This window comes from Brevundimonas nasdae (genome assembly GCF_019395145.1).
In the GTDB taxonomy this organism is placed as follows: domain Bacteria; phylum Pseudomonadota; class Alphaproteobacteria; order Caulobacterales; family Caulobacteraceae; genus Brevundimonas; species Brevundimonas nasdae.
The window spans coordinates 3091116-3116711 of record NZ_CP080034.1; the positions used below are offsets into that span (position 1 = coordinate 3091116).

General features: G+C 67.2%; 23 protein-coding genes and 1 pseudogene. 17 read left to right on the forward strand and 7 right to left on the reverse strand.

Going from position 1 to position 25596, the window contains the following annotated elements; genetic code table 11:
- Positions 1-30: 30 nt before the first annotated feature.
- The 3 genes from KWG56_RS15065 to hemE are packed head-to-tail and all read right to left on the reverse strand — an operon-like array spanning position 31 to position 2659.
- The gene (locus KWG56_RS15065; protein ID WP_201098460.1) at positions 31-501 is read right to left on the reverse strand and encodes a CopD family protein; all 471 of its coding nucleotides are present in this window, start codon (positions 499-501) and stop codon (positions 31-33) included.
- Positions 498-1604: a ferrochelatase gene (hemH, locus tag KWG56_RS15070; protein ID WP_219352760.1), complete on the reverse strand. Its 1107-nt coding sequence runs from the start codon at positions 1602-1604 to the stop codon at positions 498-500. Before hemH ends, KWG56_RS15065 begins: the two co-directional genes overlap by 4 nt.
- Entirely contained in the window at positions 1601-2659 is a 1059-nt protein-coding gene (gene hemE / locus KWG56_RS15075) for a uroporphyrinogen decarboxylase (RefSeq protein ID WP_219352761.1), read from the reverse strand. The genes hemH and hemE overlap by 4 nt, the downstream gene beginning before the upstream one ends.
- Before the next feature lie 473 nt (positions 2660-3132).
- Between hemE and KWG56_RS15080 the strand changes: the two genes are divergently transcribed.
- The 5 genes from KWG56_RS15080 to dnaQ are packed head-to-tail and all read left to right on the forward strand — an operon-like array spanning position 3133 to position 6804.
- A complete protein-coding gene (locus KWG56_RS15080; RefSeq protein ID WP_219352762.1) occupies positions 3133-3993 on the forward strand; it encodes a pyruvate, water dikinase regulatory protein in 861 nt (286 codons plus the stop codon).
- Entirely contained in the window at positions 3990-4586 is a 597-nt protein-coding gene (locus KWG56_RS15085; RefSeq protein WP_201098452.1) for a Maf family protein, read from the forward strand. The genes KWG56_RS15080 and KWG56_RS15085 overlap by 4 nt, the downstream gene beginning before the upstream one ends.
- A complete protein-coding gene (locus KWG56_RS15090) occupies positions 4583-5416 on the forward strand; it encodes a shikimate dehydrogenase family protein (RefSeq protein WP_219352763.1) in 834 nt (277 codons plus the stop codon). Before KWG56_RS15085 ends, KWG56_RS15090 begins: the two co-directional genes overlap by 4 nt.
- Positions 5413-6063 (forward strand): dephospho-CoA kinase, encoded by a 651-nt coding sequence (gene coaE / locus KWG56_RS15095; protein ID WP_219352764.1) that lies wholly within the window; start codon positions 5413-5415, stop codon positions 6061-6063. The genes KWG56_RS15090 and coaE overlap by 4 nt, the downstream gene beginning before the upstream one ends.
- 6 nt (positions 6064-6069) lie before the next feature.
- Positions 6070-6804, forward strand: coding sequence for a DNA polymerase III subunit epsilon (gene dnaQ / locus KWG56_RS15100; protein ID WP_219352765.1), 735 nt, complete (start codon positions 6070-6072; stop codon positions 6802-6804).
- A 53-nt stretch (positions 6805-6857) separates the two neighbouring features.
- Here dnaQ and secB read toward each other — a convergent pair whose 3' ends face one another.
- Positions 6858-7370 (reverse strand): protein-export chaperone SecB, encoded by a 513-nt coding sequence (secB, locus tag KWG56_RS15105; RefSeq protein ID WP_201098443.1) that lies wholly within the window; start codon positions 7368-7370, stop codon positions 6858-6860.
- Positions 7371-7568: 198 nt separating this feature from the next.
- On the opposite strand from secB, the gene timA reads away from it, so the two are divergent.
- The 4 genes and pseudogenes from timA to KWG56_RS18835 all read left to right on the forward strand — a co-directional run bounded on the left by timA (position 7569) and on the right by KWG56_RS18835 (position 11688).
- The gene (gene timA, locus KWG56_RS15110) at positions 7569-8210 is read left to right on the forward strand and encodes a TIM44-related membrane protein TimA (protein ID WP_219355319.1); all 642 of its coding nucleotides are present in this window, start codon (positions 7569-7571) and stop codon (positions 8208-8210) included.
- A gap of 8 nt (positions 8211-8218) precedes the next feature.
- Positions 8219-9334, forward strand: a complete 1116-nt coding sequence (locus KWG56_RS15115) for an MltA domain-containing protein (protein WP_201098441.1) — start codon at positions 8219-8221, stop codon at positions 9332-9334.
- Between the two features lie 71 nt (positions 9335-9405).
- Positions 9406-9810: pseudogene (locus KWG56_RS18830) on the forward strand (flagellin); the annotation flags it as partial.
- A gap of 1611 nt (positions 9811-11421) precedes the next feature.
- A complete protein-coding gene (locus KWG56_RS18835) occupies positions 11422-11688 on the forward strand; it encodes a flagellin (protein ID WP_244999751.1) in 267 nt (88 codons plus the stop codon).
- A gap of 7 nt (positions 11689-11695) precedes the next feature.
- Here the strand turns inward: KWG56_RS18835 and KWG56_RS15125 are convergent, their stop codons facing one another.
- The 3 genes from KWG56_RS15125 to KWG56_RS15135 form a co-directional block, all read right to left on the reverse strand.
- Positions 11696-12163, reverse strand: coding sequence for a universal stress protein (locus KWG56_RS15125; protein ID WP_201098439.1), 468 nt, complete (start codon positions 12161-12163; stop codon positions 11696-11698).
- A gap of 111 nt (positions 12164-12274) precedes the next feature.
- Positions 12275-17125, reverse strand: coding sequence for an NAD-glutamate dehydrogenase (locus KWG56_RS15130; RefSeq protein ID WP_219352767.1), 4851 nt, complete (start codon positions 17123-17125; stop codon positions 12275-12277).
- Between the two features lie 377 nt (positions 17126-17502).
- A complete protein-coding gene (locus KWG56_RS15135) occupies positions 17503-18642 on the reverse strand; it encodes an AI-2E family transporter (protein WP_219352768.1) in 1140 nt (379 codons plus the stop codon).
- A 96-nt stretch (positions 18643-18738) separates the two neighbouring features.
- On the opposite strand from KWG56_RS15135, the gene KWG56_RS15140 reads away from it, so the two are divergent.
- From KWG56_RS15140 to ybeY, 8 genes are read left to right on the forward strand one after another with little or no spacing between them, the layout of a single operon-like run.
- Entirely contained in the window at positions 18739-20292 is a 1554-nt protein-coding gene (locus KWG56_RS15140; RefSeq protein WP_219352769.1) for a helicase HerA-like domain-containing protein, read from the forward strand.
- A 48-nt stretch (positions 20293-20340) separates the two neighbouring features.
- Entirely contained in the window at positions 20341-20901 is a 561-nt protein-coding gene (locus KWG56_RS15145) for a NifU family protein (RefSeq protein WP_219352770.1), read from the forward strand.
- A 54-nt stretch (positions 20902-20955) separates the two neighbouring features.
- Entirely contained in the window at positions 20956-21648 is a 693-nt protein-coding gene (gene tsaB, locus KWG56_RS15150; RefSeq protein WP_219352771.1) for a tRNA (adenosine(37)-N6)-threonylcarbamoyltransferase complex dimerization subunit type 1 TsaB, read from the forward strand.
- Positions 21645-22061, forward strand: a complete 417-nt coding sequence (gene rimI / locus KWG56_RS15155; protein WP_219352772.1) for a ribosomal protein S18-alanine N-acetyltransferase — start codon at positions 21645-21647, stop codon at positions 22059-22061. Before tsaB ends, rimI begins: the two co-directional genes overlap by 4 nt.
- 59 nt (positions 22062-22120) lie before the next feature.
- Positions 22121-22606, forward strand: coding sequence for a Fur family transcriptional regulator (locus tag KWG56_RS15160; RefSeq protein WP_201098424.1), 486 nt, complete (start codon positions 22121-22123; stop codon positions 22604-22606).
- 54 nt (positions 22607-22660) lie between these two features.
- A complete protein-coding gene (gene miaB, locus KWG56_RS15165) occupies positions 22661-24157 on the forward strand; it encodes a tRNA (N6-isopentenyl adenosine(37)-C2)-methylthiotransferase MiaB (RefSeq protein WP_244999532.1) in 1497 nt (498 codons plus the stop codon).
- On the forward strand, positions 24157-25143 hold the full coding sequence (locus KWG56_RS15170) for a PhoH family protein (protein ID WP_219352773.1): 987 nt from the start codon (positions 24157-24159) through the stop codon (positions 25141-25143). Before miaB ends, KWG56_RS15170 begins: the two co-directional genes overlap by 1 nt.
- A complete protein-coding gene (gene ybeY, locus KWG56_RS15175) occupies positions 25140-25595 on the forward strand; it encodes an rRNA maturation RNase YbeY (RefSeq protein WP_219352774.1) in 456 nt (151 codons plus the stop codon). The genes KWG56_RS15170 and ybeY overlap by 4 nt, the downstream gene beginning before the upstream one ends.
- Position 25596 lies beyond the last annotated feature (1 nt).

Genomic DNA, 25596 nt, shown 5'->3' on the forward strand with positions numbered 1-25596 from the left:
TCAGACCCTCCTCATTTCCGCAGCGCCATCTTAACGCAGGGTCCATTCCGTCGTTACCGACAGGACCATGATGATCGCCAGAACGAAGGGGATCTCGTTCGTCATGCGCCAGAACCTGCCCGAGTATTTGGACGTGCCCGCCGCGATCTTCTTGCGCTGCCCGGCCAGGAAGCCATGCCAGCCGAACAGCAGGACCACGCCGATCAGCTTGGTGATCATCCACGGCTGATGCGCGAAGGACCAGTCCGCGCCCTGCCCGCTTCTGAGCCAGAACAGCCAGACGCCGAAGATCAGAGCCAGGATCATGGCCGGGTTCAGGATGATGCGCAGCAGGCGCGTCTGCCAGGTGCGCAACAGGGCCTGCATCTCGCTTTTCAGCGGCTCGGGCTTTGCGTTCTGTTCGGCGTCATAGGCATAGAGGCGCGGCAGGAACAGCATCCCCGCCATCCAGGCGATCACCGCCAGAATGTGCAGGCCCCGGACCAGATCATAGGCGTTCATGCTGCGGTCCTCGCACTACAGGTCCCGGCGTCCCCGCGCGGGCAGGATTTCCATTTGGCCTTGCAGCCCGGGCCGAAAGGAGCGACGCCGGTGCGGCCCCCGGTGCGATCCAGGGCGTCGAGCGCCGCATCCGCCAGGGCGCCAATGAAGGGGGCGCCGATTCCGACGGCGGGCGCCCGCAGATAGGGACTGGCGCCTTTTTCATGGGCCAGTTCGGCATATTCGATATCCAGCTCGACCAGGGTCTCGATATGTTCGGAGACGAAGGCGGTGGGAACCACCACCACGCCCAGACCGTCACGCCCCGCCGCCTCGATGGCCTCGGGCGTCGAGGGGCCCAGCCATTTCATCGGCCCGACGCGGCTCTGATAGCAGATGGCGTGGTCGATGGGCCCGCGCCGCGCCTCTACGGCGGCGACGACCGAGGCGACGGTCGTCTCGACCTGCTCCTGATAGGGGTCGCCCTTGCCGGTCACCAGCTTCTCGGGGATGCCGTGGGCCGAAAACAGGACCCGCACCGGCGCATCGCCAGGCGCATCCAGCTTTTCGCAGACGCCATCGGCCTGAGCCTCGATCCAGCCGGGCGCATCAGGATAGCAGCAGACGGCGCGGCTGACGCCCGAACCGGCATAGACGGCGTTCCATTCCTTCAGCGAGGATTGGGTCGTCGTGGTCGAATACTGCGGATAGAGCGGCAGCAGGATCACTTCGTCCGGCCCATAGACCGCGACATCGGCCGCCGTCTCCTGGGTCAGGGGATGCCAGTAGCGCATGGCGATGAAGACGCGGACCTCGTCGTCCGCCAGCCGGTCGTTCAGCACCGCCTCCAGCGCCTGCGCCTGCCTGCGGGTTTCCGGCAACAGGGGCGAACCGCCGCCCATCAGACGATAGTTGGCCTGGGCCGCCGCCTCGCGACGGCTGGAGATCAGACGGGCCAGAGGCGTGCGCGCCAGCCCCGGCAGGCCGATGATGGCCGGGTCGTTGAACAGGTTGAACAGGAAGGGTTTGACCGAGGCCTGATCGTCCGGCCCGCCGAGATTGAACAGGACGACGGCGATGCGCCGCCCCTTCAGCCCGCCTGCGTCTCTGTCCGCACCGCTCATTGCGCGCCGATCCGTTTCAGCACCTGTTCGACATGGCTGATCGGCACGTCCGGCAGGATGCCGTGGCCCAGGTTGAAGACCCACGGTCCCTGCCCCCAGGCCTCCAGCAGCTGATCGACGCGGCGGTCCAGCATCTCGCCGCCCGCGCGCAGCAGAAGGGGGTCCAACGCGCCCTGGATCGGCTTGATCTGCTGCACCCGTTTGCCGACCTCCAGAGGGCAGGCGGTGTCGAGCGCGACGCCGTCCACCTCGACCTGCTCCGCATATCGCTCTGCAAGCGCCGCAGAGCCCCGTGGGAAGCCGATCAGGGGCACAGTGACCCCAAGCTCCCGCGTGCGCTTCACAAGCGCCTGGTGGGGCTTCAGGACCAGACGTTCGAACAGATCGTCGGGGAGCCCTTCGGCCCAGCTTTCGAAGATCTTGAGCACCTGGGCGCCGCTGTCGGCCTGCATCTTCAGATAACGGGCGCTGGCCTCGACCAGAACCTCCAGCGTCTCATCGACCCGTTTCGGATCGGCGTAGGCGTAGGTGCGGGCCTGGGCGCGCTCGCCCTTGCCGATGGTGCGGTGTTCCCCGTCCAGCATATAGGTCGCCACTGTCCAGGGCGCGCCGGCGAACCCGATCAGGGCGCGTTCCGGCTCCAGCGCCTTGCGCACGATGGACAGGGTCTCGCCCACGGCGGACAGATGCTCGCCCGCCGACGGGGCCAGCTCCGCCATCCGGCCCGGGATCGGCATTTCGCCCAGCCGAGGCCCTTCGCCCGTCTCGAACCAGACGTCCTGACCCAGGGCGCGCGGGATCAGCAGAATATCGGCGAAGACGATGGCCGCGTCGAACCCGAACCGACGCATCGGCTGCAGCGTCGCTTCCGCCGCCATCTCGGGGTTCAGACAGAAGGCGATGAAGTCGGGCGCTTCGGATCGGAGTTTTCGGTACTCGGGCAGGTAACGTCCGGCCTGGCGCATGAACCAGACCGGCGGACGGTCCAGAGTCTCTCCCCGGAGAGCCCGGATCATCAGGGGCGTCTGGTCGTGTGTCTGGGTCTGATCGGTCATGCCTGGACGATTAAGGTCACAGCCCCCTGCCCTCAATCCCTAATCAAAATAAGAATTAAAAGATTCGTAGAGGCAGGTAGGGCCGTGGAAACCCGGGGAAGACTCACACGTCGCCCACGGAACAAAAGCGGATATCCACGCGCCGAAAATACTTAACGGGGATGCAGACCAACGCTATCCCGCCGGTGGATAATCCTTAACAAGGTCTTAAATTCCCAGGCTTTGCAGGACGCCAGCCTGTGAACGCGGTTAAGGGCCGTTAACCTCTCATTAGGTTTTCCACAATCGAGGGGAAACCGGATATCCGCCTTGGGATGAATGGGGCGCCAAGCCATGAGATCGCCCACCATCATCCACGCTCGCCGCCCGAAGGATCAGCGGCTATGGAGAATGGCGCCCGGATGACGCCGGATCGCCCCCACCCTTTCCACAGGGACCGGCCCCAGGTCGGACTGTTTGCCGGGACTGATTGAATGAGCCCTTCAAGACCCCATCGACTGGCGACCTATTTCCACGTCCATCTGGTGTCGGACTCGACCGGCGAGACCCTGAACGCCATGGCCAAGGCGGTGACGGCCCGTTTCGACGGCGTCATTCCGATCGAGCACATCTATGCCCTGGTGCGGTCGGCTAAACAGATGGACCGGGTGCTGGAGGAAGTGGCCTCGGCGCCGGGCGTGGTTCTGCACACGCTTGTGGACCGGGACCTGCGCGAACAGCTGGAGGAAGGCTGCCGTCGGCTGGACATGCCGCAGATCGGGGCGCTGGACCCGCTGGTCGGGGCCATGTCGCGCTATCTGGGGGCGGCGCTGTCGTCGCGCGTCGGCGCCCAGCACACCCTGGACCACGACTATTTCAACCGGATCTCGGCCCTGGACTTCGCCATGGCCTATGACGACGGGCAAGGCACGCTGGAGCAGCTGGAAGGCGCAGACGTGGTGCTGTGCGGCGTCAGCCGCACGTCCAAGACCCCGACCTGCATCTATCTGGCGCATCGGGGCATCCGGGCGGCCAATGTGCCGCTGGTGCCGGGACAGGAGGACGGCGAGCGTCTGACCCAGTTGAAGAAGCCGTTGGTCATCGGCCTGACGGTGTCGCCTGACCGGCTGATCCAGATCCGCAGGAACCGCATCGACAATCTGAACGCCAACCAGACCTCGTCCTATACGGATCAGGACGCGGTCAGGGACGAGACGATCAAGGCGCGGCGCGCCTTCGAACGGCGCGGCTGGCCCACCATCGACGTGACCCGCCGCTCGGTCGAGGAGACGGCGGCGGCCATCACCAATCTGCTCAGCGAGCATCGCAACCACAGGATCGGGACTACCTGGTGAGTAAGGAAAAACTGGTGCTGGCGTCCAAGAGCGCCGCACGCCGCGCCATGCTGGAGAACGCCGGGGTCGCGTTCGAGGTCCGGGTCGCGGGCGTCGACGAGGATGCGATCAAGGCCCGCTCGGGCGATCTGGATGCGGCGGCCCTGGCGGTGCGGCTGGCCGAGGCCAAGGCCCTGGCCGTGTCGCGCGATGACGAGGCCGCCTGGGTGCTGGGCTCGGACCAGACCCTGGCCTTTGACGGCGGCCTGATCTCCAAGGCCAAGACGCTGGAGGGGGCGCGCGCGCGGCTGAAGTCCATGCGCGGCAAGACCCATCATCTGCATTCCGGCGCGGCCCTGGCGGTCAAGGGACAAGTGGTCTGGTCCGGCGTGGACACGGTGCAGATGCGGATGCGGGATTTCTCGGACGCCTTCCTCGACGCCTATCTGGCGGCGGAGGGCGAGGTGTTGCTGACCTGCGTCGGCTCCTACCGGCTGGAGGGGCTGGGGTCGCAGCTGTTCGAGGCGGTGGACGGCGACTATTTCACCGTTCTGGGCCTGCCCCTGTGGCCGGTGCTGGCCGAGTTGCGTCGTGCGGGAGTGCTGGCGGCATGAGCAGACAGATCATCACGGGCGCGGCCCTGCTGGGCGGCATCGCCGGACAGCCGGTGGCCCATTCGCTCAGCCCCATCATCCACAACGCCTGGCTGGCGGCGGGCGGGATCGACGGCGCCTATCTGCCGTTCGCGCCGGTCGATGCGGCGGGGTTCGACGCCCTGGTCGCGGCGGGGCGTGCGGGTCTGATCTCGGGACTGAACGTCACCTCGCCGTTCAAGGAGCAGGCGTTCGCCCTGGCCGACGAGGTGTCGCCCGCGTCGAAACTGACCTCCTCGTCCAACATCCTGAAGTTCGTCGACGGGCGGGTGCTGGGCGACAGTTCGGACGGGATCGGCCTGATGCTGGGGCTGAAGGAACAGGCGCAGGATCTGGATGTGGGCGGCAAGCCAGTCGTCATTCTGGGCGCGGGCGGCGCGGCGCGGGCCGGATCGGGCGTTCTGGTCGAGGCGGGCGCCGAGGTGCGGATCGTCAACCGCTCGCGTGACCGGGCCGAGGCCCTGGCCGCCGATCTGGGACCGTCGGTGCGGGTGATGCAGGCGGCGGAAGCGTTCGACGGGGCGGCCCTGATCGTCAATGCGCTCAGCGTTCAGCCCGATGTGGATTTCGACCTGATCGCGCCCGGAACCGTGATCATGGACATGACCTACAAGCCGCTGTGGACGCCGTTCCTGATCGAGGCGCGGGCGCGGGGCCTGACCACCGTGGATGGTCTGGCCATGCTGATCGGACAGGCGGCGCCGTCGTTCGAGGCCATCTTCCGCCGCCCGCCCCCGCCGCTGGACCTGCGCGCCCTGCTCATGGCCCATCTGGGCGAGGCGGCCGCATGATCCTGTTGGGCCTGACCGGCTCCATCGGCATGGGCAAGTCGACGACGACGGCCATGTTCGCCGATCTGGGGGCGGTGATCTGGAACGCCGACGACGCCGTGCATCGGCTGTACGCCAAGGGCGGGGCGGCGGTCGGGCCGGTCGGACAGGTCTTTCCCGGCGTGGTCGTGGACGGAGCCGTGGACCGTACGCGCCTGGCCGCGGCGCTGGGCCGTGACGAGACGGCGTTCAAGACTCTGGAGGCCATCGTCCATCCTCTGGTCGCCCAGGGACGCCAGGCGGATCTGGACGCCGCGCGGGCGGCGGGCGTCCGGCTGGGCGTGCTGGACATCCCGCTGCTGTTCGAAACCGGCGGCAACCGCAGCGTGGACGCCGTGGTGGTGGTCAGCGCCGACGCCGAGGTTCAGGCCGCCCGCGTCCTGGCCCGTCCCGGCATGACGCGTGAAAGGTTCGAGGCCATTCTGGCCCGCCAAACGCCGGACGCCGAAAAACGCGCCCGCGCCGACTTCATCGTCGACACCGGCCATGGTCTCGACGCCGCCCGCGCCGAGGTCGAGGCCATCGTCGCCGCCGTGCTGGATCCGGCGTGGATATCTCCGCGTCGAGACGCCGCCAGACTTTCGCAATCCGGCGAACGACCCCATTAAGGGCGCATGGCGCGCGAGATTGTCCTTGATACGGAAACCACCGGCTTCGACCCCAAGACGGGCGACCGGCTGGTCGAGGTCGGCTGCATCGAGCTGCTGGACCTGCTGCCGACCGGCCGCACCTTTCACCGGTTCGTCAATCCCGAGCGGCTGATCCCGGAAGACGCCATCCGCGTTCACGGCATCACCGACGAAAAGGTCAAGGACGCGCCCAAGTTCGCCGCGATCGTGGATGATCTGTTCGAGTTCATCGGCGACGCGCAACTGATCGCCCACAACGCCAATTTCGACCGCAACTTCATCGACTTCGAGCTGAACCGCGCCGGGCGCCAGATCACGGGCGAGCCGCGCTGGATCGATACGTTGAAGCTGGCCCAGACGCGGTTCCCGGGCATGCCCAATTCGCTGGACGCCCTGTGCAAACGCTTCAAGGTGTCGCTGGTCGAACGGACCCTGCACGGCGCCCTGATCGACGCCCGCCTGCTGGCCGAGGTCTATCTGGAGCTGCGCGGCGGCAAGGAGCGGGTTCTGGACCTGTCGTCCGGCCCGCGCGGCAAGGGACCGGGCGGCTCAATCGAACTGACGGTTTACGGTGCGCGCCCGCATCCACTGGCGCCCCGCTCGACGCCGCAGGAGCATGAGGCCCACGCCGCCTTCCTGCGTTCGGTGCTGAAGGACCACAGCCTGTGGGCCGGTTACGGCGTCGCGATCGCCGAAACAGAAGAGGCGCCCGTCAACTGACGGACGCCTCCTGAAACTCTGACGACGGCCGTTAGGCCGCGTATCGAGGTGTCTTACGCCTGGCCGGTCGCCGGCGGCTGTTGGGCGATCTGCTGCTGGCGGGCGATGTAGATGGCCGCGAAATCGATCGGGTCCAGCATGAAGGGCGGATAGAAGCCGCCGTCCGCCGTGGCGCGGGCGACGATCTCGCGCGCGAACGGGAACAGGTAGCGCGGGCATTCGATCAGCAGCAGCGGCTCGATGTCCTGCTCCTGGACATTGGCCAGCTGGAACAGGCCGCCATAGACCAGTTCGACGTGGAAGACGGGCTGGTTCTCGTGCGAGGCCTTGATCGACAGTTTCAGATCCAGCTCGAACAGGCCGTCGGGGCGGCCCTGCGCGGCCATTTCGACGCCCAGGTCGATGGCGGGCTTGCCGTCGATGCGCAGGGATTCCGGGGCGCGGGGGTTCTCGAACGAGAAGTCGCGGACATATTGCGCCAGGATGCGGAAGCCGGGACCGGCGGGCTGGCCCTGTTGGGCGTCGGCGCCGTTGGGGGTTTCGGCAGGCGGCGTTGCGTCGGTCATGTTGCGATCTTCAAAGTCGGAATTGGGCCGATTGGGCCGGGAATAAGGCGGGGCGATTACCATGCCGAGACGCTTGGCCGCAACTTTGGTTGGAGCGCGGGGGGCGCGCTTCGCCTTGCTTCACCTTATATCAGCCCCTAATCGTCAAATAGTGTCTTTTGACAAGCTCCCGCCTGCCACAGGAATAGCCCCTTGAACCTGCCGGTCCAGTTCCAGATCGTCGTCTTCGCCGTGATCGCGGCCTTTGTCCTGTTCCAGCTCTATAATGTGCTGGGCAAGAAAGTCGGACGCCAGCCGCAGGAGGACGCCAAGCTGGTCGTTCCCGGCCCGAATACGCCTGATCAGGCGGTCAAGCCGACCGCCGCCGAGGCCGCCATGCTGGCGTCCGTCGCCGGTCTGAAGGCGCGCGACCCGGCCTTTGACCCCGCCCGCTTCGTCGAGGGCGCACGTCAGGCCTATGAAATCATCGTGCGCGGCTATGCGTCGGGCGACCGTGCGGCGCTGAAACCCCTGCTGACGCCTGCGGTCATGGCCTCGTTCGAGGCGGGGATTGCGGCGCGTGAGACGCGCGGCGAAACCGAGACGGTCGAGTTCCTGTTCCCGCCCCGCGCCGATCTGGAAGGCGCCACGGCCGAGGGCGACAAGGCCGTGGCCAAGATCCGTTTTCTGGCCGAACTGCGCAGCCATGTGACCAAGACCTCGGGTGAAACGGCGGACGCCGCCACCGGCGAGCCTCTGGTCGAAGAGCGCCGCACCGCCGAGCACTGGACGTTCGAGCGCACCCTGGGCGCGGCTGATCCCAACTGGGTCCTGGCCCGCGTCGAGCCGGCCAACGCCTGATGGGCCTTATGCGTCGGCTGATCGCCGCAACGCCGACGCTGGCCGCCCTTCTGGCGGCGGCGGCCTGTTCGACCGGGCCGATGACACCTGGGCCTGCGACCACGCCTGGAAGCGAAATCCCCTATACGCCGCCCCCCGGGGGCGTCGGCCCCGCCCTGCCCCCGACATCATCCCACGCGGTCAGTCCTGCGGTCCTGCCGGGCTGGAATGACGAGGATCATTTGGCCGCATTCCGCGCCTATGTCGACGGCTGCGGCGCGGCGCGGGATGCGACGGCGCGCACGACCTGCAGCCGCGCCAAGGCCATGAACGCCGGAACGACGGTGACCCCGTCCGACGCACGGGCCTTTTTCGAAGCCAACTTCAGCGCGGTGCCCGCCGAGACCGCCGATGGCCGCCCAGGACTGCTGACCTCCTATTTCGCGCCTGAATATCCCGCCCGCCGCTGGGCCGACGCCGAGTTCTCGGCCCCGCTCCTGCCCAAGCCCGCCGACCCGCGCGCGGCAGGCGACCGGGCGACGATCGAGGCCAACGCCCGCCCGGATCAGGCCCTGGCCTGGATGCGGGCCGAAGACCTGTTCTTCCTGCAGATCCAGGGGTCCGGCTATCTGACGTTCGAGGACGGCCGCCGCGCCCGCGCCGCCTATGCCGGGGACAACGGCAAGACCTTCGTCGGCATCGCCCGCCCAATGGCCCAGCGCGGCCTGCTGCCGGAGAACGGCACGTCCGGCGATGCGATCCGGGGCTGGCTGGCCTCGCACCGGGGCTATGAGGCCCAGAGCGTGATGGCGTTGAACCCGCGCTACATCTTCTTCCGCATCGACCCCGACGACAACGGCCATCCGCCGGGCGCCGCCGGGGTGCCCCTGACCGAGCGCCGCGCCATCGCGGTCGATCCGTCCCAGTGGCGTTATGGCGAACTGGTCTGGTTGGATGCGGACGCCGGCAATCTGCGCGGCGCCACCGCCAGCTACCGCGGCCTGGCCATGGCGCTGGACACCGGATCCGCCATTCGCGGCCCCGTCCGCGCCGACCTCTACATGGGCCGCGGCGACGCCGCCGGCGCCGAAGCCGGCACGGTGCGTCACCCTTTACGCATGTGGCGTCTGGTCCCGAGGGGCTAGGTTTCGGCGACGCCTGAAGGCGGGGCGAACAAGCTTCACAATTCATTGGTGTGTTGGCACACTGGCCGGGCATGGTCTCCATCCACACCAACCGGTCCGCGCTTCAGGCCCTGCAGACGTTGAATGCGACGCAGCAGACACTGGCGACCGCGCAAAATCGCGTCGCAACCGGACTGAAGGTGTCTGGCGCCAAGGATGACAGTGCGGTCTTCGCCATCGCCCAAAACCTCAAGGCGCAGAATAGCGGCTGGACCGCTGCAACCCAGAGCCTGGCGCGGGCCTCATCGGTTCTGCATGTCACCGATGCGGCCCTGACCGGCATCAATGACCTGTTGGTCAGCGTCAAGAAACTGGCGGTCGCCTATGCGGATCCTTCACTGACGGCGAGCAGCCGCCTGGCCATTCGCGCCGATATTGAAAGCCATTTTCGACAGATCGAAAGTCAGGCGAAGACCGCCACCTTTGACGGCGTGAACCTTTTGGACGGCCTGGGCATGCAGGCGACGGTCAGAAGCAGCGCCAGTTACACCCTGCCGACCTCGACCAAGACCCCGATGTCGTTTTTGACGCCAATGTCGGCGGGGGCGAATACGACGGTCTCGGCGTCGATGACGAGCCAACTGAACCTCAGTCTCCCACGCTCGCCCCTCACGCCGGATTCGTTGACTCAGATCGTCGGCCTCAACCAGACGGCCGTAAACGCCTCTGTCTTCATGAACCGAAGCGTCTATTCGGGCGACGCACGGATCACCGTCAATCATGACTATGGAGCCATAAAGACGGCGTTTGATAATGCGGGTCGGGTGGACATCTGGGTGGACGCCTTCGTCGAGGGCAACGCCTTCGAGGTTTGGCAGAGCGGAAAGCGGGTGGCGTCGTCGGGCCAGGCCTATGTCGCGGGCGCCAGCGCCATTGGCGCCGGCAGCACGGTGACAGGTCAGGTCATGCTGAGCTTCGACTATGATCCAGCCGTTGGAAAGTCATATGAAATCAGGGCGACGGGGGGAAATGCCTGGGCGTTTGAGCGGGGCTATGAAAGCGGACCCGGTTCGCCGCCTTCGTCGCCGCCAAACGCTCATTCCGTCGTGGTTTCGGCACGATCCGATGCATCCTCGCTGCCGCCCGTCGATCTTCGCCCTGAAACGGCGGGCGCGTCGCCTGCCAGCCAGGGCGTGTTGTCCAGACAGGTGAATGGCGGGACGCAGGCGGGGCGGATCGACCTGTTGTTCGATGCCTTCGAAAATCCTGACGTCGTTGAAATCTATCAGAATGGCGTGCGGGTTGCAGCCTCGGGCCAGGACTATGTCGCTGGCGGCGGGATGGTCGGCCCGGGGCTGGCGCGCAGCGGTCAACAGCTTCTGAGCTTCGATTACGACCCGGCCAATGGGCAGACTCTCGAGTTTCGATTCAATGAAAACAACCCCCATGACGGCGCGGGATGGGTCGTGGGAGGCGCCGAACTCTATCCCGCAGGGGCGCCTCGGTCCGCAGCGCATTTCCCGACGCAGACGACGCAGTCTGTAACCACATTCACCACGCGTGAGACCTTTGCGTCCGTGGGCGCGAATCCGCGTCTTCTGACGCCGGAAACTGAAGCCACCGAGAGCGCATCCAAGACCTACCGGATTGACGCGGGCGAGAAGTCAGGTCGTGTCGACATGCTGGTTGACGCCTATGGCGGCGCAGACGTCGTCGAGATCTGGCAGAATGGCGTGCGGGTCGCGGCCAGTGGTCAGGCCTATGCCCGGAATGGTGAAGCCGTTCCCGCAGGCCTCGAACGCAGCGGCAATTTCACCCTAAGCTTCGACTATGATCCCGCGCGTGGGCGAGACCTGGAGTTCCGGTTCAATCCTGACACGCCTGACAAGATCGGCGCCTGGACCGTGGGCGGACTGGTCCTTCAGGATGGGACTGCGCCCCTGCCGACGGTTTACGGGCCGAGTGTGATGAACTGGGCGGGACAGGTCCAGCCGGACATCGGTTTCATCAGCACGCCTGAGCTTGAGACCTTGCGGATATCCACGCGCAATATGACGGCGGCAGGGCTGGGCCTGGCGGGGGTGAACTGGAATGAGCCCGACGATCTGATGCTGAAGGTCGAGGCGGCGCTGACGCTGGCGGTGTCTGCGGCCAGCTATTTCGGGGTTCAGCAGGCCAATATCGACAGGTTGTTGAACCATGCCGTCAAGCATCAGGACGCGCTTGAAATGGGTCTGGGCAATCTGGTTGACGCCGATATGGCCAAGGAGTCGGCCAAACTCCAGGCCGCGCAAATCCGCCAGCAATTGGCGGTTCAAACTCTGTCCATCGCCAACAACCAGCCCCAGTGGCTGCTGAACCTGTTCAAGTCTTAAGCGGCTTTCAGGCGAGATCCTCGATTTCGTCTTCGGTCAGGACGCCGGGGACGATGGTGACGGGCAGTTTGCGGCCGCCAAGGGATGCGCCGTGCTTGATGATGGCGGAGACCAGGGGGCCGGGGCCGCGCGATCCGGCGCCTGCGGCCAGGACCAAGATCTTGATGTCGTGATCGTCGCTGACGACTTTGCGGATCGCGCTCTGGGCCTCGCCCTGTTCGATCAGGAAGATGGGGGCGGCACCTGAGCGTTCCAGCGCCTCTTCGCCCAGGCGGTTCAGCAGGGCCTCGGCCTCTTCGCGTTGCTGGCGTTCGATTTCCTCACGCGCGCCGGACCAGTGGGCGTCGCTGTTGGAGGGCAGGACGCGCAGCATGACGACGCGCCCGCCCGTCGATTTCGCCCGACGGCAGGCGAAGCGCAGCGCAGCCTCGAACTCGGGCGTGTCGTCGGCGACGACGAGGAATTTTCTCGGCATGACGGCCTCCCCTGCCCGTTAATTGGTTTTTGAAAAGGCCGCGTGACGGCGGCTTCGTCAACTCATTCCTTAACGCCCCATCCCGGCCGGCGTCGGGATGGGGCGGCAGGATCAGAGCGCGGCGACGGCCAGGTCGCGGATGGTGGCGTTGGCGATGGTCAGTTTGGCGAAGGTCCAGCCGGAGCCGGACTGTTCGATCTCATCGACCGAGGCGCGGACGCTCTCGACCAACTCCTGCTTGGAGCCGATCCAGGCGTCGACAGCCGCCTCCGCCGCATCCTCGCTGACGCCGACCGAAGGATCGGAGGCCTTGGCGACGGCGCGGGTCAGGGTGGCCTGTTCGTTCATCAGGTCTTCGATCAGGCGGCGGACGGCCAGGCGATCGAAATGATCCGCCGACGGAATCGAACCGGCCGCTGCGCGCAGACGGTCGAAGTCGAAGGCGGCGCCGACCTGGTGATACAGGCGCGCCATGGCCGGGACGGGCCACTGGGCCTCCTGGGCCAGATCGCCGATGTCGGCGGCGGCGACCAGCGGACGCATGATCGAGATGGAGCGCGCCAGATCTTCCGGGGCGCCCAGATCGGCGAAGCGGCGGACCCGCTTGTCCAGCTGCGCCTGTTCGAAGCGCGACAGGACCCCTGCCCCTTCCGCCTGGATCGCATCGGCGACCGGACGATAGAGGTCGATCAGGGCCTGGACGCTCATGCCCTTCTTGGCGCGGCGGGCCAGCCAGGCGGTCTGGCGGCGCAGGACGACGGCGATCTCGCGATAGAGGGCGATCTGGGCCTCGGACGGGATCTTCAGGTCCAGGGCCGAAACCGCCGCCCAGGCCTCGTCCAGACGGAAGGCGCGGCGTGCGGCCTCGAAGGCGATGATCAGGGCGGTGGTGTCGCACTCGACCGAGTGGCGCAGACGGTCCGGGAAGGTCGGGCCGCACATATTGACCACTTCGTTCGACAGAACGGTGGCGATGATCTCGCGCCGCAGCCGGTGGCTCTTCATCTCCGGCTCGAACCGGGCCAGGGCGTCGGGGAAATAGCCCGTCAGTATGCGTTCGAAGAACGGATCTTCCGGCGCCGTCGAGGCGACGATCTCGTCCGACAGCTCCAGCTTGGCGTAGGCCATCAGCACGGCCAGTTCAGGCCGGGCCAGCGGAACGCCCGCCGCCATCATCTCCTTGACGCGCAGATCGCTGGGCAGGCCCTCGACCTTGCGGTCCAGCTTGCCGCGCGCCGACAGGGCCTGCATGAATCGCTCCTGGGCGTCCAGCCCGCCCGCGCCTTCGGCCTGCTGCAGGGTCAGGGCCAGGGTCTGGTCGTAGTTGTGGGCCAGAACCTTCTTGCCCACGACATCGGTCATCGAGGCCAGCAGGGGCGCGCGTTCGTCCGCCGGCAGGACGCCGTTGGTGACCGCCGATCCCACCAGGATCTTGATGTTGACCTCGTGGTCGGAGGTGTCGACCCCGGCGGAGTTGTCGATGGCGTCGGTGTTGATGCGGCCGCCGTTCTGACCGAAGACGATGCGGCCCGCCTGGGTGAAGCCCAGGTTGGCGCCCTCGCCCACGACCTGGACCCGCAGTTCGTCGCCGTTGATGCGAAGCGCGTCGGTGCCCTTGTCGCCGACCTGGGCGTCGGTTTCGGCAGGCGATTTCACATAGGTGCCGATGCCGCCCAGATACAGCAGCTCGGTCGGGGCCTTCAGGATGGCGCGGATCAGGCTGACGGGGTCCAGCACGTCGTCGGCGATGTCCAGCGCGGCCTTGATCTGGGGCGTCAGCTGGATCGACTTGGCCGAGCGTGAGAAGACGCCGCCGCCCTCGGAGATCAGGCTCTTGTCATAGTCCTGCCAGGACGAGCGCGGCAGGTCGAACAGGCGTTTGCGCTCGGTCCAGCCAGAGACATGATCCGGGTTCGGATCAATGAAGATGTCGCGGTGGTCGAAGGCGGCGACCAGGCGCGTGGCCTTGGACAGCAGCGCGCCATTGCCGAAGACGTCGCCGGACATGTCGCCGACGCCGACCATGGTGAAGGGCTCGGTCTGGATGTCCTTGCCGATCTCGCGGAAGTGGCGCTTGACCGCCTCCCAGGCGCCGCGGGCGGTGATGCCCATGCCCTTGTGGTCATAGCCGATCGACCCGCCCGAGGCGAAGGCGTCGCCCAGCCAGAAGCCGTAGGAGGCCGAGACGCCGTTGGCGATGTCGGAGAAGGTCGCCGTGCCCTTGTCGGCGGCGACGACCAGATAGGGATCGTCCTGCTCCCAGGCCACGACATTGGCCGGGCGCACCACCGAACCATCGGCGGCGATGTTGTCGGTGATGTCCAAGAGGCCCGACAGGAAGGTGCGATAGGCGCGGATGGCCTCGCCTTGAATGGCCTCGCGGTCCGTCGTGCGGGGCAGTTGCTTGGGATAGAAGCCGCCCTTGGAGCCGACCGGCACGATGACGGCGTTCTTGACCTGCTGGGCCTTCACCAGACCCAGAACCTCGGTGCGGAAGTCGTCGCGACGGTCGGACCAGCGCAGGCCGCCGCGCGCGACGGGGCCGAAGCGCAGGTGCACGCCCTCGATGTGCGGCGCCCAGACGAAGATTTCGCGATAGGGCTTGGGCAGGGGCAGGTCCTCAAGCTCACGCGAGGCGATCTTGATGGAGATGTGGGGCTTGGGCTGACCATCGGCGTCCGACTGGAAGAAGTTGGAGCGTTTGATGGCCCCAATCAGCAGGGCGATCCGACGCAGGGCGCGGTCATGGTCCAGGCTCTTGACGTCCTGAAGCAGGGCGATGATGCGCTCGTTCAGTTCGGCGACCGTCGCCTCGCGATCCTGAACCGCGCCGCCTTCATCGCCGAACTTGGCGGTGAACAGGGCCAGAAGGGCGCGGGAGACTTCGGGATATTCGCGCAGGGCCTCTTCCTGCACCGGCTGGGACGGGTCCAGGCCGGTCTGCTGGCGATAGCGGGCCAGGGTGCGGATCAGGGCGGCTTCGCGCCATTCGAAGCCCAGTTCGACCACCAGACGGTTGAAGCCGTCGCTTTCGGTGCGGCCGGTCCAGACGGCGGCGAAGGCGCGCTCGAACGGGGCCTTCACATCGGCGAAGATCAGGGCCTCGCCGCGCGGGTCCTCCATCAGGAACTCGTGGACGTGGATTTCCTCCTCGCCCGCCGGACGAATGGAATAGCCGTATTCCTCAAGCGTCTTCAGCCCCATGTCGGCCATGATCGGCAGGACGTCGGACAGGGGCACGGCCGGACCGCGACGGTACAGTTTGAAGCGGAACTGAAGACGGCTGTCGTCGGGATTGCGGAAGGCGCGCACCGCGATGGGTTCGCCCTGACCCGGCTCTCCGGTCGGGTTCAGACGATCCATTTGCTGCAGGTCGATGGCGGCTTCGTCGGCATCGTAGCGGTCGCGATAGGCGGCGCCGAAGGCGCGGGCCCAGCGGGCGCTGAGCGGGCCGACCTGGACATCGGCGACGTTGGCGCGGCGCAGGGCGGCCTCGAACCGATCGACCCAGCCGCGACCGGCCTCGGCGACGTCATGCTCCAGCTGGGCATGGTCCGGCGTCGGATGGTTCCCCGGCTCGACGCCGATGATGTAGTGGACCCGAACCAGCGGCGCGTCGGACAGCTGCGGATACCAGGCCGAGACACGGCCGCCCCAGGCGCGGGCGATGATATGGCCGATCCGTTCGCGCACCGAGGCGTCGAACTTCTCGCGCGGGATGAAGCACAGGACCGAAACGAACCGGTCAAACGGATCCTGGCGCGAGAACAGCCGGATGCGCGGACGGTCGTACAGGTGCAGGATGCCCAGGGCGATGGACAGAAGCTCGTCCTCGCCGATCTGGAAAAGCTCGTCGCGGGGATAGTTCTCAAGGATGTTCTTGAGGCGTTTTTCGTTGTGGCTGCCGGGCGCCTTGTCGGCGCGGGCCAGGGCGTTGGCCACCTTGCGGCGCAGCAGCGGCACTTCGGTCGCCAGCTGGTCGTAGGCGTCGGAGGTGAACAGGCCGACGAAACGGGTTTCGCCCGTCGCCTTGCCGTCCGCGCCGTAACGCTTGACCCCGACATAGTCCATGTAGGCGTGACGGTGGACGCGCGAACGGGCGTTGGCCTTGGCCACGGTCACCGGCTCGGACAGGTCCAGCTGGCGGCGCATCTGGCGGGTCAGGACCGCAGGCTCGGACGCACGGCGCAGCACGGTGCGTTCCGGGTCCGCCAGGATGCCCAGACCAGCGCCCGACTGGTTCAGGGCGGCCTCGGCCTCATAGTCGCCGTCGGCGGCGCGGGGATAGTCGTAGTCGCGCGCGCCCAGGAAGACGAAATGGTCGCTCTTGAGCCATTTCAGGAAGGCGATGGTCTCGGCCAGCATGGCCGGATCGCCCTGGGGCGGGGTGTCCTGCAGACGTTGCAGGGCCTGACGCATCAGGGCGGCCATGGCCTCGTGGTCGTTCACGGCGGCGTGGACGTCGGACAGGGTCTGGGCCAGACCTTCGCCCAGGGCGTCGCGGCGCTCCTGCGGCACGCCGTCGATGACCAGCATGATGATGGACAGGCGCTGACCCTGAAGCTCGACCACCGGGTGGAACAGGGCGCGCACGGAAACCCCGGCCTCGGCCAGAACCCCCATGACGCTGTCGACCAGGAAGGGGGCGTCCGACTGGACGATGCGGACCAGATTATAGTCCAGCGTCTGACCGTCCGCGCCGACCAGGGGGCCGACGGTGATCAGGGGGGCGGACCCGGCGGCGTAGGCGCCTGCGGCCTTCCAGGACTCCGCCAGCAGGGCGGCCAGGTCTTCGCCGTCCAGTTCGGGGGTTTCGTCGGCGGCGTAGTCTTCGTGCGCCTGGGTCAGATAGGCCTTTTCCGAGGCACCCGGCCCAGACCCAATGATCCGCGCAAACGCCGCCTCCAGAGCCGTCAGAGAAATCGTCTGGACTGGGGTGGGACGCGGATCGAGGGCGGTCATTTCAACTTGTCTCGGCGACGCGGCGAGGCCGCAGGATGAGCGGCGCGACGGCGCGCCACCCATTTGACCTAGGCCAGGTCCGGTCGCGGGAAAAGCCCCCAAAACGGCTGAACGCGCGAGATCATGCTCATGATCGTCGTTAAGCTTGGAATGATTGTGCGGCGCCGCAAACGAGAAGGCCGCCGAGCTAGGGGAAGCTCGGCGGCCTGCGCGGGCCGACGCTTGGGGAGGGGAGGGCGCGCCGGTCTCGCATCCACCGCGGTTCGGAGGGGAGGGTCACCGCGGCGTTGAGGCTAAGGTGGTGAAACAATCCGGCGGTTCAAGGGCGCCCGGCGCGACATTTTTCGAGAATATGTGCGACTGGGCGCCGCAGGTGCTCAGTCGGCGGCTTCGGCGGCTTTCGGCGGGGACTTTTTCGGTTTCTGGGCGGGCTTGGCGCGCCTCGCCTTGCTCTCCTCGGCGTAAGGGTTGCCGTCGCCGGACAGCAGCACCGCCATCCAGCGTGATCCCTTGAACTCGGCCAGGATCGCCATGGCCATGACGGCCAGCGGCGTGGACAGGAACATGCCGACCACGCCCCACAGCTTGCCCCAGAAGGCCAGGGCCAGCAGCACCACGACCGGGTCGATGTTCTGGTTGTCGCCCTGCATCCGGGGCTGGATGAAATTGCCGACCACGAACAGGATGATCTGCAGGCCCACCAGCAGGATCAGGGCGGGCCAGTAGCTTTCGAACTGCACGAGAGCGAACAGTGGCGGGGCCAGGCCCGCAATGGCGCCGCCCAGCATGGGGATGAAACCGACGATGAAGATGACGAAGGTCCAGAACTCGGCGTTCTGAAGCCCGACCGCCCGCATCAGGGCCCAGGCCACGGCGCAGACCATCACCCCCGTGACGGCCTGAACCCAGATATAGCCCTCTACCCCGCCGCGAACCCGCTGGAAGATGGCCACGGCCTCGTCCCGCTGGGCCTTGAAGGGGAACATGCCGACCACCTTGCGCTGGAAGCCCATCTGCGAAGCCAGAAGAAAGCCCAGATAGATCAGGACGAAGAAGGCGCTGGAGACGACGCCCTGGGCCTGGAAGGCGGCGGAGGCCAGATAGGAGCGCAGATCGACGCCGTTGATCAGGTCCTGCGTCTTGGGCGGATTGGCCAGATGGAAAAGGCCATAGCTGTCGTGGATGATCTGATCGATGCGCGGACCCAGGTTCTGGGACACGCCGGACGCCTCGCCGAAGAAGCCCGCCGCGCCGTTCACGATGATGCCGATGGAGGCGAAGAAGCCCAGAACCACCAGGGTCAGGGCCGCGATCCCGGCCCAGCGGTCGTCCAGCGGCGTGCGGGCGGCGATCGAGCGTTTCACCCCGTCGATCATGATCAGCAGGAACAGGGCCATGGCCAGCGGCGTCAGAATGTCTCTGAGCCAATAGACGGCGGCGCCTGCGGCGACGGTCGCGATGATCGCCAGGGCGTTGCGTGAAGCAGCGGGCGCCGGGGTTGTGATCGGTGTTTCCATGCCCCAGTCATCGACTTGACAGATCGTGACGTCAATCACTGTTCCGGCCCGGGATTTATCGCGCTAGACCTTGTCGTGACGCTCCCGGAGACTTGCATGTTCGATACGCCTTCCGGCCTGTTTCTTGGCCAGTCCGACGCCAATGCGCCGGAAAATCTTCTGTTGAACCGCGCCAACCGTCACGGCGTCGTCGCGGGCGCCACCGGCACCGGCAAGACGGTCACCCTGCAGATCATGGCCCAGGGCTTCTCCGACGCCGGGGTTCCGGTCTTCTGCGCCGACGTGAAAGGCGACCTGTCGGGCATCTCCCAGCCGGGAGCGCCGAACGACAAGCTGATCGCCCGCGCCGCCGACATGGGCCTGACTTTGACCCCGCGCGCCGCGCCGACCGTCTTCTGGGACCTTTACGGGCAGAAGGGCCACCCGATCCGCGCCACCATGTCCGAGATCGGCCCCGTGCTGATGGCCCGGATGCTGAACCTGAACGAGGTTCAGGAAGGCGTGCTGACGGTGGTCTTCCATGTCGCGGACAAGGAAGGCCTGCTGCTGCTGGACATCGGCGACCTGCGCAGCCTTCTGGCCTATGTGGGCGAGAACGCCGACCGCATCGGTCGCGAGGTCGGCAACGTCGCCCCCGCCTCCATCGCCTCGATCCAGCGCGCCCTGCTGCAGGTCGAACAGGAAGGCGGCGGCGCCTTCTTCGGCGAACCTGCGCTGAAGCTTGAGGACATGATCCGCACCGGCCTGGACGGACGGGGCCAGGTCAATGTGCTGGACTCCACGCGCCTGATGAACAGCCCGCGCCTGTATGCGGCCTTCCTGCTGTGGCTGCTGTCGGAGCTGTTCGAGCGCCTGCCCGAGATCGGCGACCCGGACAAGCCGCGCATGGTCTTCTTCTTCGACGAAGCCCACCTGCTGTTCAATGACGCGCCCAAGGCCCTGCTGGAGAAGGTCGAACAGGTCGTGCGCCTGATCCGGTCCAAGGGCGTCGGCGTCTATTTCGTCACCCAGAACCCGGCGGACATTCCCGACAGCGTCCTGGCCCAGTTGGGCAACCGCATCCAGCATGCGCTGCGCGCCTATACGCCGTCGGACCAGAAGGGTCTGAAGGCCGCCTCGCAAAGCTTCCGCGCCAATCCCGCCTTCAACACCGCCGAAGCCATTCAGGCCCTGGGCGTGGGCGAGGCCCTGGTGTCGGTGCTGGACGAAAAGGGCGCGCCGACCGTGGTGGCCCGCACCAAGATCAGGCCGCCGGACTCGCGTCTGGGCCCGGCGACCGACGCCGAGCGTGCCGCCACCATCGCCGCCAGCCCGGTCGGCACGCGCTATGATGTCGCGGTGAACCGCGAGTCCGCCGAAGAGATTCTCAACGCCCGCCATGCCGCGTCCGATCAGGCCGCAGCCCAGGCCAAGGCGCAGGCGGACGCCGCCAAGGCTGCGGAGGCTCAGGCCAAGCTGGACGCCAAGGCGGCTCAGGTGCAGGCGCGTGAACAGGCCAGGGCCGCCCCGCGCGCCACAGCGGCGCCGAAACGCGCCTCGACCCGTCAGACGCCGCTTGAGGCCCTGACCACATCTGTGTTGCGCACGGCGGGCACGACCCTGACCCGCGAGCTGATGCGCGGCATCCTGGGCGGGTTGAAAAAGCGCTAGGCGCCTTTGGACCTTGAAACGGGGCGGGAGCGAGCGCATCTCCCGCCCATGTTCATCCAGACCGAACCCACGCCCAATCCGAATGCGCTGAAGTTCCTGCCGGGGCGCGAGGTTTCGCCGCTCGCCACGCTGGAATACCGCACCATCGACGAGGCGACCGCTTCGCCCTTGGCCGAGGCCCTGTTCGAGCTGGAAGGCGTCGACGGGGTGATGTTCGGCATGGACTATGTCTCGGTGACCCGCCACGAGCGCGGACCCGACTGGTCGGAGATGAAGGCGCCGATCCTGGGCGTCATCATGGACCATTTCGTCTCGGGCCAGCCCCTGACGCGCGGCGTCGAAGCCGATGCCGACGACCACGCCGAGGGCGACAGCGAAATCATCACCGAGATCAAGGCGCTGCTGGACAGCCGCATCCGCCCGGCGGTGGCCCAGGATGGCGGCGACATCCTGTTCGACTCGTTCGATGAAGAGACCGGCGTGCTGAACCTGCGGATGCGCGGCGCCTGTTCAGGCTGTCCGTCGTCATCGGCGACGCTGAAGGCGGGCGTGGAGCAGATGATGCGCCATTATGTGCCCGAAGTGACGCGGGTCGAGCAGACGATCTGATCTGACGGTCCGGCGTGTTGGAGCTTCTTCTCCAGTCCGCCTAAAAGACGCGGCATGAGACTTCTGGTTATCGATACGGCGCTGGGCGCCTGCACGGCGGCGGTGTTCGAGGACAGCCGGCCGCTGGCGGCGCAATTCCTGCCCATGACCAAGGGGCATCAGGAACGCCTGGGCGGCGTGGTGCGCGATGTGGTCGCTGAGGCAGGCGGCGGCTTCGATGGGCTGGACCGGATCGGCGTCACGGTCGGGCCGGGATCGTTCACCGGCCTGCGGGTCGGACTGGCCTTTGCGCAGGGGCTGGGCGCGGCGCTGGACCGGCCGGTGGTCGGGATTTCCGCGCTGGACGGCCTGGCGGGATCATTGCCCGAGGACGGATCGCCCGTCGCCGCCCTGATCGATGCGCGGCGGGGGCAGGTTTACATCAAGCTGTTCGTGAACGGCCTCGCCACCGGCGCTGACGAAGCCCTGACGCTGGAGGACGCCGCGCAACGGGTCGCCGCGCTCGGCCCTGATGTGCGTCTGGTCGGCAATGGCGCGCCTGTGCTGATCGAAGCCTTCCCTGATGTGAAACACGCGCTGGCGGACGACCGCGTCGCCCCCTCGCCCGAGGCTCTGGCGCGATTGGCGGCGGCGGCTGATCCGGCGACGGATCTGCCCAAACCGCTTTATCTGCGGGCGCCCGACGCCACCCCGCCCAGCCGCCTGCCGGGCCAGCCGCGCCAGCCCGCCGTCCCGACCGCCACATGACCGCGCCCGCCCGTCTGGCTTCCCTGCACGCTCAGGCCTTCGCTGCGCCCTGGAGCGAGGCGGAGTTCGCGGACCTGCTGGATCAGCCGGGCGTGTTCGCGGTCGAGGAGGCCGACGGCTTCATCCTGATTCGCGTCGTGCTGGACGAGGCCGAGATCCTGACCCTGGCCGTGCGCCCGTCGGCCCGTCGCGCCGGTCTGGGCGGGCGTCTGGTGGGGCAGGGGGCGATTGCGGCGGCGCAGGCCGGGGCCGTGCGCCTGTTCCTTGAAGTCGCTGAGGATAATGTCGCCGCCCGCGCCCTTTATGAACGCGCAGGCTTCGGTCAGATCGGACGGCGGAAAGCCTATTATGCGGCCCCGGACGGCGGGCGGACCGACGCCCTGGTGCTGGCGCTGGACCTCGCGGCGTCATGAAAGCCGAAAGGGGCAAGGTCACGCTTCCCTGATGCGTTCCAAATGCCTATTCTAGGGGCATGGACCGGATCGAAAAACTTTGCGCCGACCGCGGCATGCGCATGACCGAACAGCGCCGGGTGATCGCCCGGGTGCTGTCGAACGCCGATGACCACCCCGATGTCGAGGAGCTGTACCGCCGCGCCTCGGCCATTGATCCGCATATCTCCATCGCCACCGTCTATCGCACCGTGCGCCTGTTCGAAGAGGCGGGCGTGGTCGAGAAGCACGACTTCGGCGACGGTCGCAGCCGCTATGAAGAGGCCGGCGACGACCACCACGACCACCTGATCGACACCAAGACCGGTGAAGTGATCGAATTCTTCGACGCCGAGATCGAGCGCCTGAAGTCCGAGATCGCCGAGCGCCTGGGCTTCCAGCTGATCGGCCACAAGCTTGAGCTTTACGGCGTGCCGATCGAGGGCGCCGAGCCGTCCAAGCGCGAAGGCCTGATCTTCACCCGCCACGCCGCGCGGGTCGATCCGGCTGATGTCGACGCGGGCTGATCGCGTCATCGCGCCCGCCTTGTCGTCGCCCGCCTGGGCGATCATAAGCCGACCATGAGCGACACCCTGCGACCCCAGCCGGTCGAGGCGACGGATGCGCCCAAGCGTCTGTTCATCAAGACCTACGGCTGTCAGATGAATGTCTATGACTCAGAGCGCATGGCCGATGTCCTGCGCCCGCTGGGCTATGCGACGACGGAGGATGTGGCCGAGGCCGACTTCGTCATCCTGAACACCTGCCACATCCGCGAGAAGGCGGCGGAAAAGGTCTATTCCGAACTGGGCAAGATGCGCGAGCTGCGCGACATCAAGCGCGAGACGGGCGGGGACATGACCATCGCCGTCGCCGGCTGCGTCGCCCAGGCCGAGGGCGAGGAGATCATGAAACGCCAGCCCGCCGTCGACATCGTCGTCGGCCCGCAGGCCTATCACCAGCTGCCCGAACTGCTGACCCGCACGGCGCGGGCGCGGGGCGAGCGGATCGGCGCCGACTTCGCCCCCAACGACAAGTTCGATTCCCTGCCGGCGGCGCGCGGGACCAAGGGGCCGACCGCCTTCCTGACCGTGCAGGAGGGTTGCGACAAGTTCTGCACCTTCTGCGTCGTGCCCTATACGCGCGGCGCCGAATGGTCGCGTCCCCTGGCCTCGGTGCTGGAGGAGGCGCGCCAGCTGGCGGATCGCGGCGTGCGCGAGGTCACCCTGCTGGGCCAGAACGTCAACGCCTATGACGGCGAACGGGCGGACGGCAGGCAGGCGACCCTGGCCGAACTGGCCTACGCCCTGGCTGAGATCCCCGGCCTGGACCGCATCCGCTATACGACCAGCCACCCCAACGACATGAGCGACGACCTGATCGCCGCCCATGCCGATCTGGACGCCCTGATGCCCTATCTGCACCTGCCGGTTCAGGCGGGATCGGACCGCATTCTGCGGCTGATGAACAGAAAGCACGGGCGCGAGAAATATTTCGACCTGATCGACCGCATCCGTCAGGCGCGGCCCGACATGGCGCTGGCGGGCGATTTCATCGTCGGCTTCCCCGGCGAGACGGACAGGGAGTTCGAGGACACGCTGGATCTGGTGCGGCGCGTGAACTACGCGGGCGCCTTCGCCTTCATGTATTCGCCGCGCCCCGGCACGCCCGCGGCGGGCATGGGCAAACAGGTCGAGCCGGAGGCGGCCAAGGAGCGGCTGCACCGCCTGATCGCGCTGCTGACCGAACAGCAGACCGCGTTCAATGAATCTCAGGCGGGAAAGACCCTGAATGTCCTGTTCGACCGCAAGGGGCGTCACGCCCACCGTCGCCAGGCGATAGGGCGATCCCCATATCTGCAGTCGGTCCACGTCGATGACGCGGATCATCTGATCGGCCAGATCGTTCCGGTCGAAATCATCCTGGGCCAGCAGAACAGTCTGCATGGCCGACTGGTCGCACCCAACGGGCTCATGCAGCCGAGCGCCGCGCGCGAGGCGATAGCCCAAGAAGACAACGGGCTCATGCAGCCGAGCGCCGCGCGCGAGGCGATAGCCCAAAAAGAAAAGGCTGCTTGATGGCGAGAGAGTCCGAGTTCGTACCGCTGAATGACGCCGAGTTGCGCGCGGTCATCGGGCCGAACAGCCGCCACGTCGCCCTGATCGAGGACGCCTTCAAGGTGTTGGTCGAGGCGCCGGGCGGCGGGGTCTCCGTCAACGGCGGCACGCGCGACCGATCCGACGCCCGCCGGGTGATCGAGGATCTGGCCAAGCGCGCGGCCCTGGGCGCCGAGGTCACCGAGGCCGATGTGCGCGCGGCTCTGGGTCAGGCGCGCGGCGGCAAGGGCACGCCGGGCATGGCGGCGGCGGGCGTGTCCCTGCCGGGCGGCAAGCGCGGCTCCATCGTGCCCAAGACCAAGGCGCAGGCCGCCTATCTGGACCTGCTGGGCCGGTGCGAGCTGACCTTCGGCGTCGGGCCTGCGGGCACCGGCAAGACGTTTCTGGCGGCGGCCTATGGCGCCTCGCTTCTGCGGCGCGGACAGGTGGACCGGCTGGTGATCACCCGCCCGGCGGTTGAGGCGGGCGAGAAGCTGGGCTTCCTGCCCGGCGACCTGAACGAGAAGGTCGACCCCTATCTGGCCCCGATCTGGGAGGCCCTGAACGATATTCTGGGCGCCGAGGACGTGCAGCGCCGACGCGACAAGGGCGAGATCGAAGCCGCCCCCATCGCCTTCATGCGCGGCCGCACCCTGAGCCACGCCTTCGTCATCGTGGACGAGGCCCAGAACACCTCGCGCCTGCAGATGAAGATGGTGCTGACCCGCCTGGGCGAAGGCGCGCGGATGGTGGTGACGGGCGACCCGTCGCAGATCGACCTCTTGAACCCGCGCGATTCCGGCCTGGCCCATGCGCTGCGGATTCTGGACGGGGTCGAGGGCGTCGGGGTGCTGAAGTTCGACGCCTCGGACGTGGTGCGCCACGCCATGGTCGAGCGGATCGTGCGCGCCTATGACGCCGATGCTGCGCGCGGTCGTCCTGGCCCGGACCTGGAAGACCCTGCATGATCGAGATTGAAGTCGAGGCGGACGATTGGGCCGCCGCCCTGCCTGAGGTCGAGGCCGTGGTTGAACGTGCGGCGACGGCGGCTCTGGGCAGGATCGAGGGCGATGTCGTCGTCCTGCTGACCGACGACGCAGCGGTGCGCGACCTGAACGGCCGGTTCCGCGACAAGGACAAGCCCACCAACGTCCTGTCCTTCCCGGTGCCGGAAAGCGCCGCGCCGCATCTGGGCGACATCGTCCTGGCCTACGGCGTCTGCGCCGACGAAGCTGTGGCGCAGAAGAAGACCCTGGCCGATCACCTCAGCCATCTGGTCGTCCACGGCGTGCTGCACCTGCTGGGCCGCGACCACGAGGACGACGCCGAGGCCGAGGAGATGGAGGCAGAGGAGCGCGAGATTCTGGCCGGTATCGGCGTCGCCGACCCCTATGCCGCAGACGCTGAAAGCGCCGACTGAC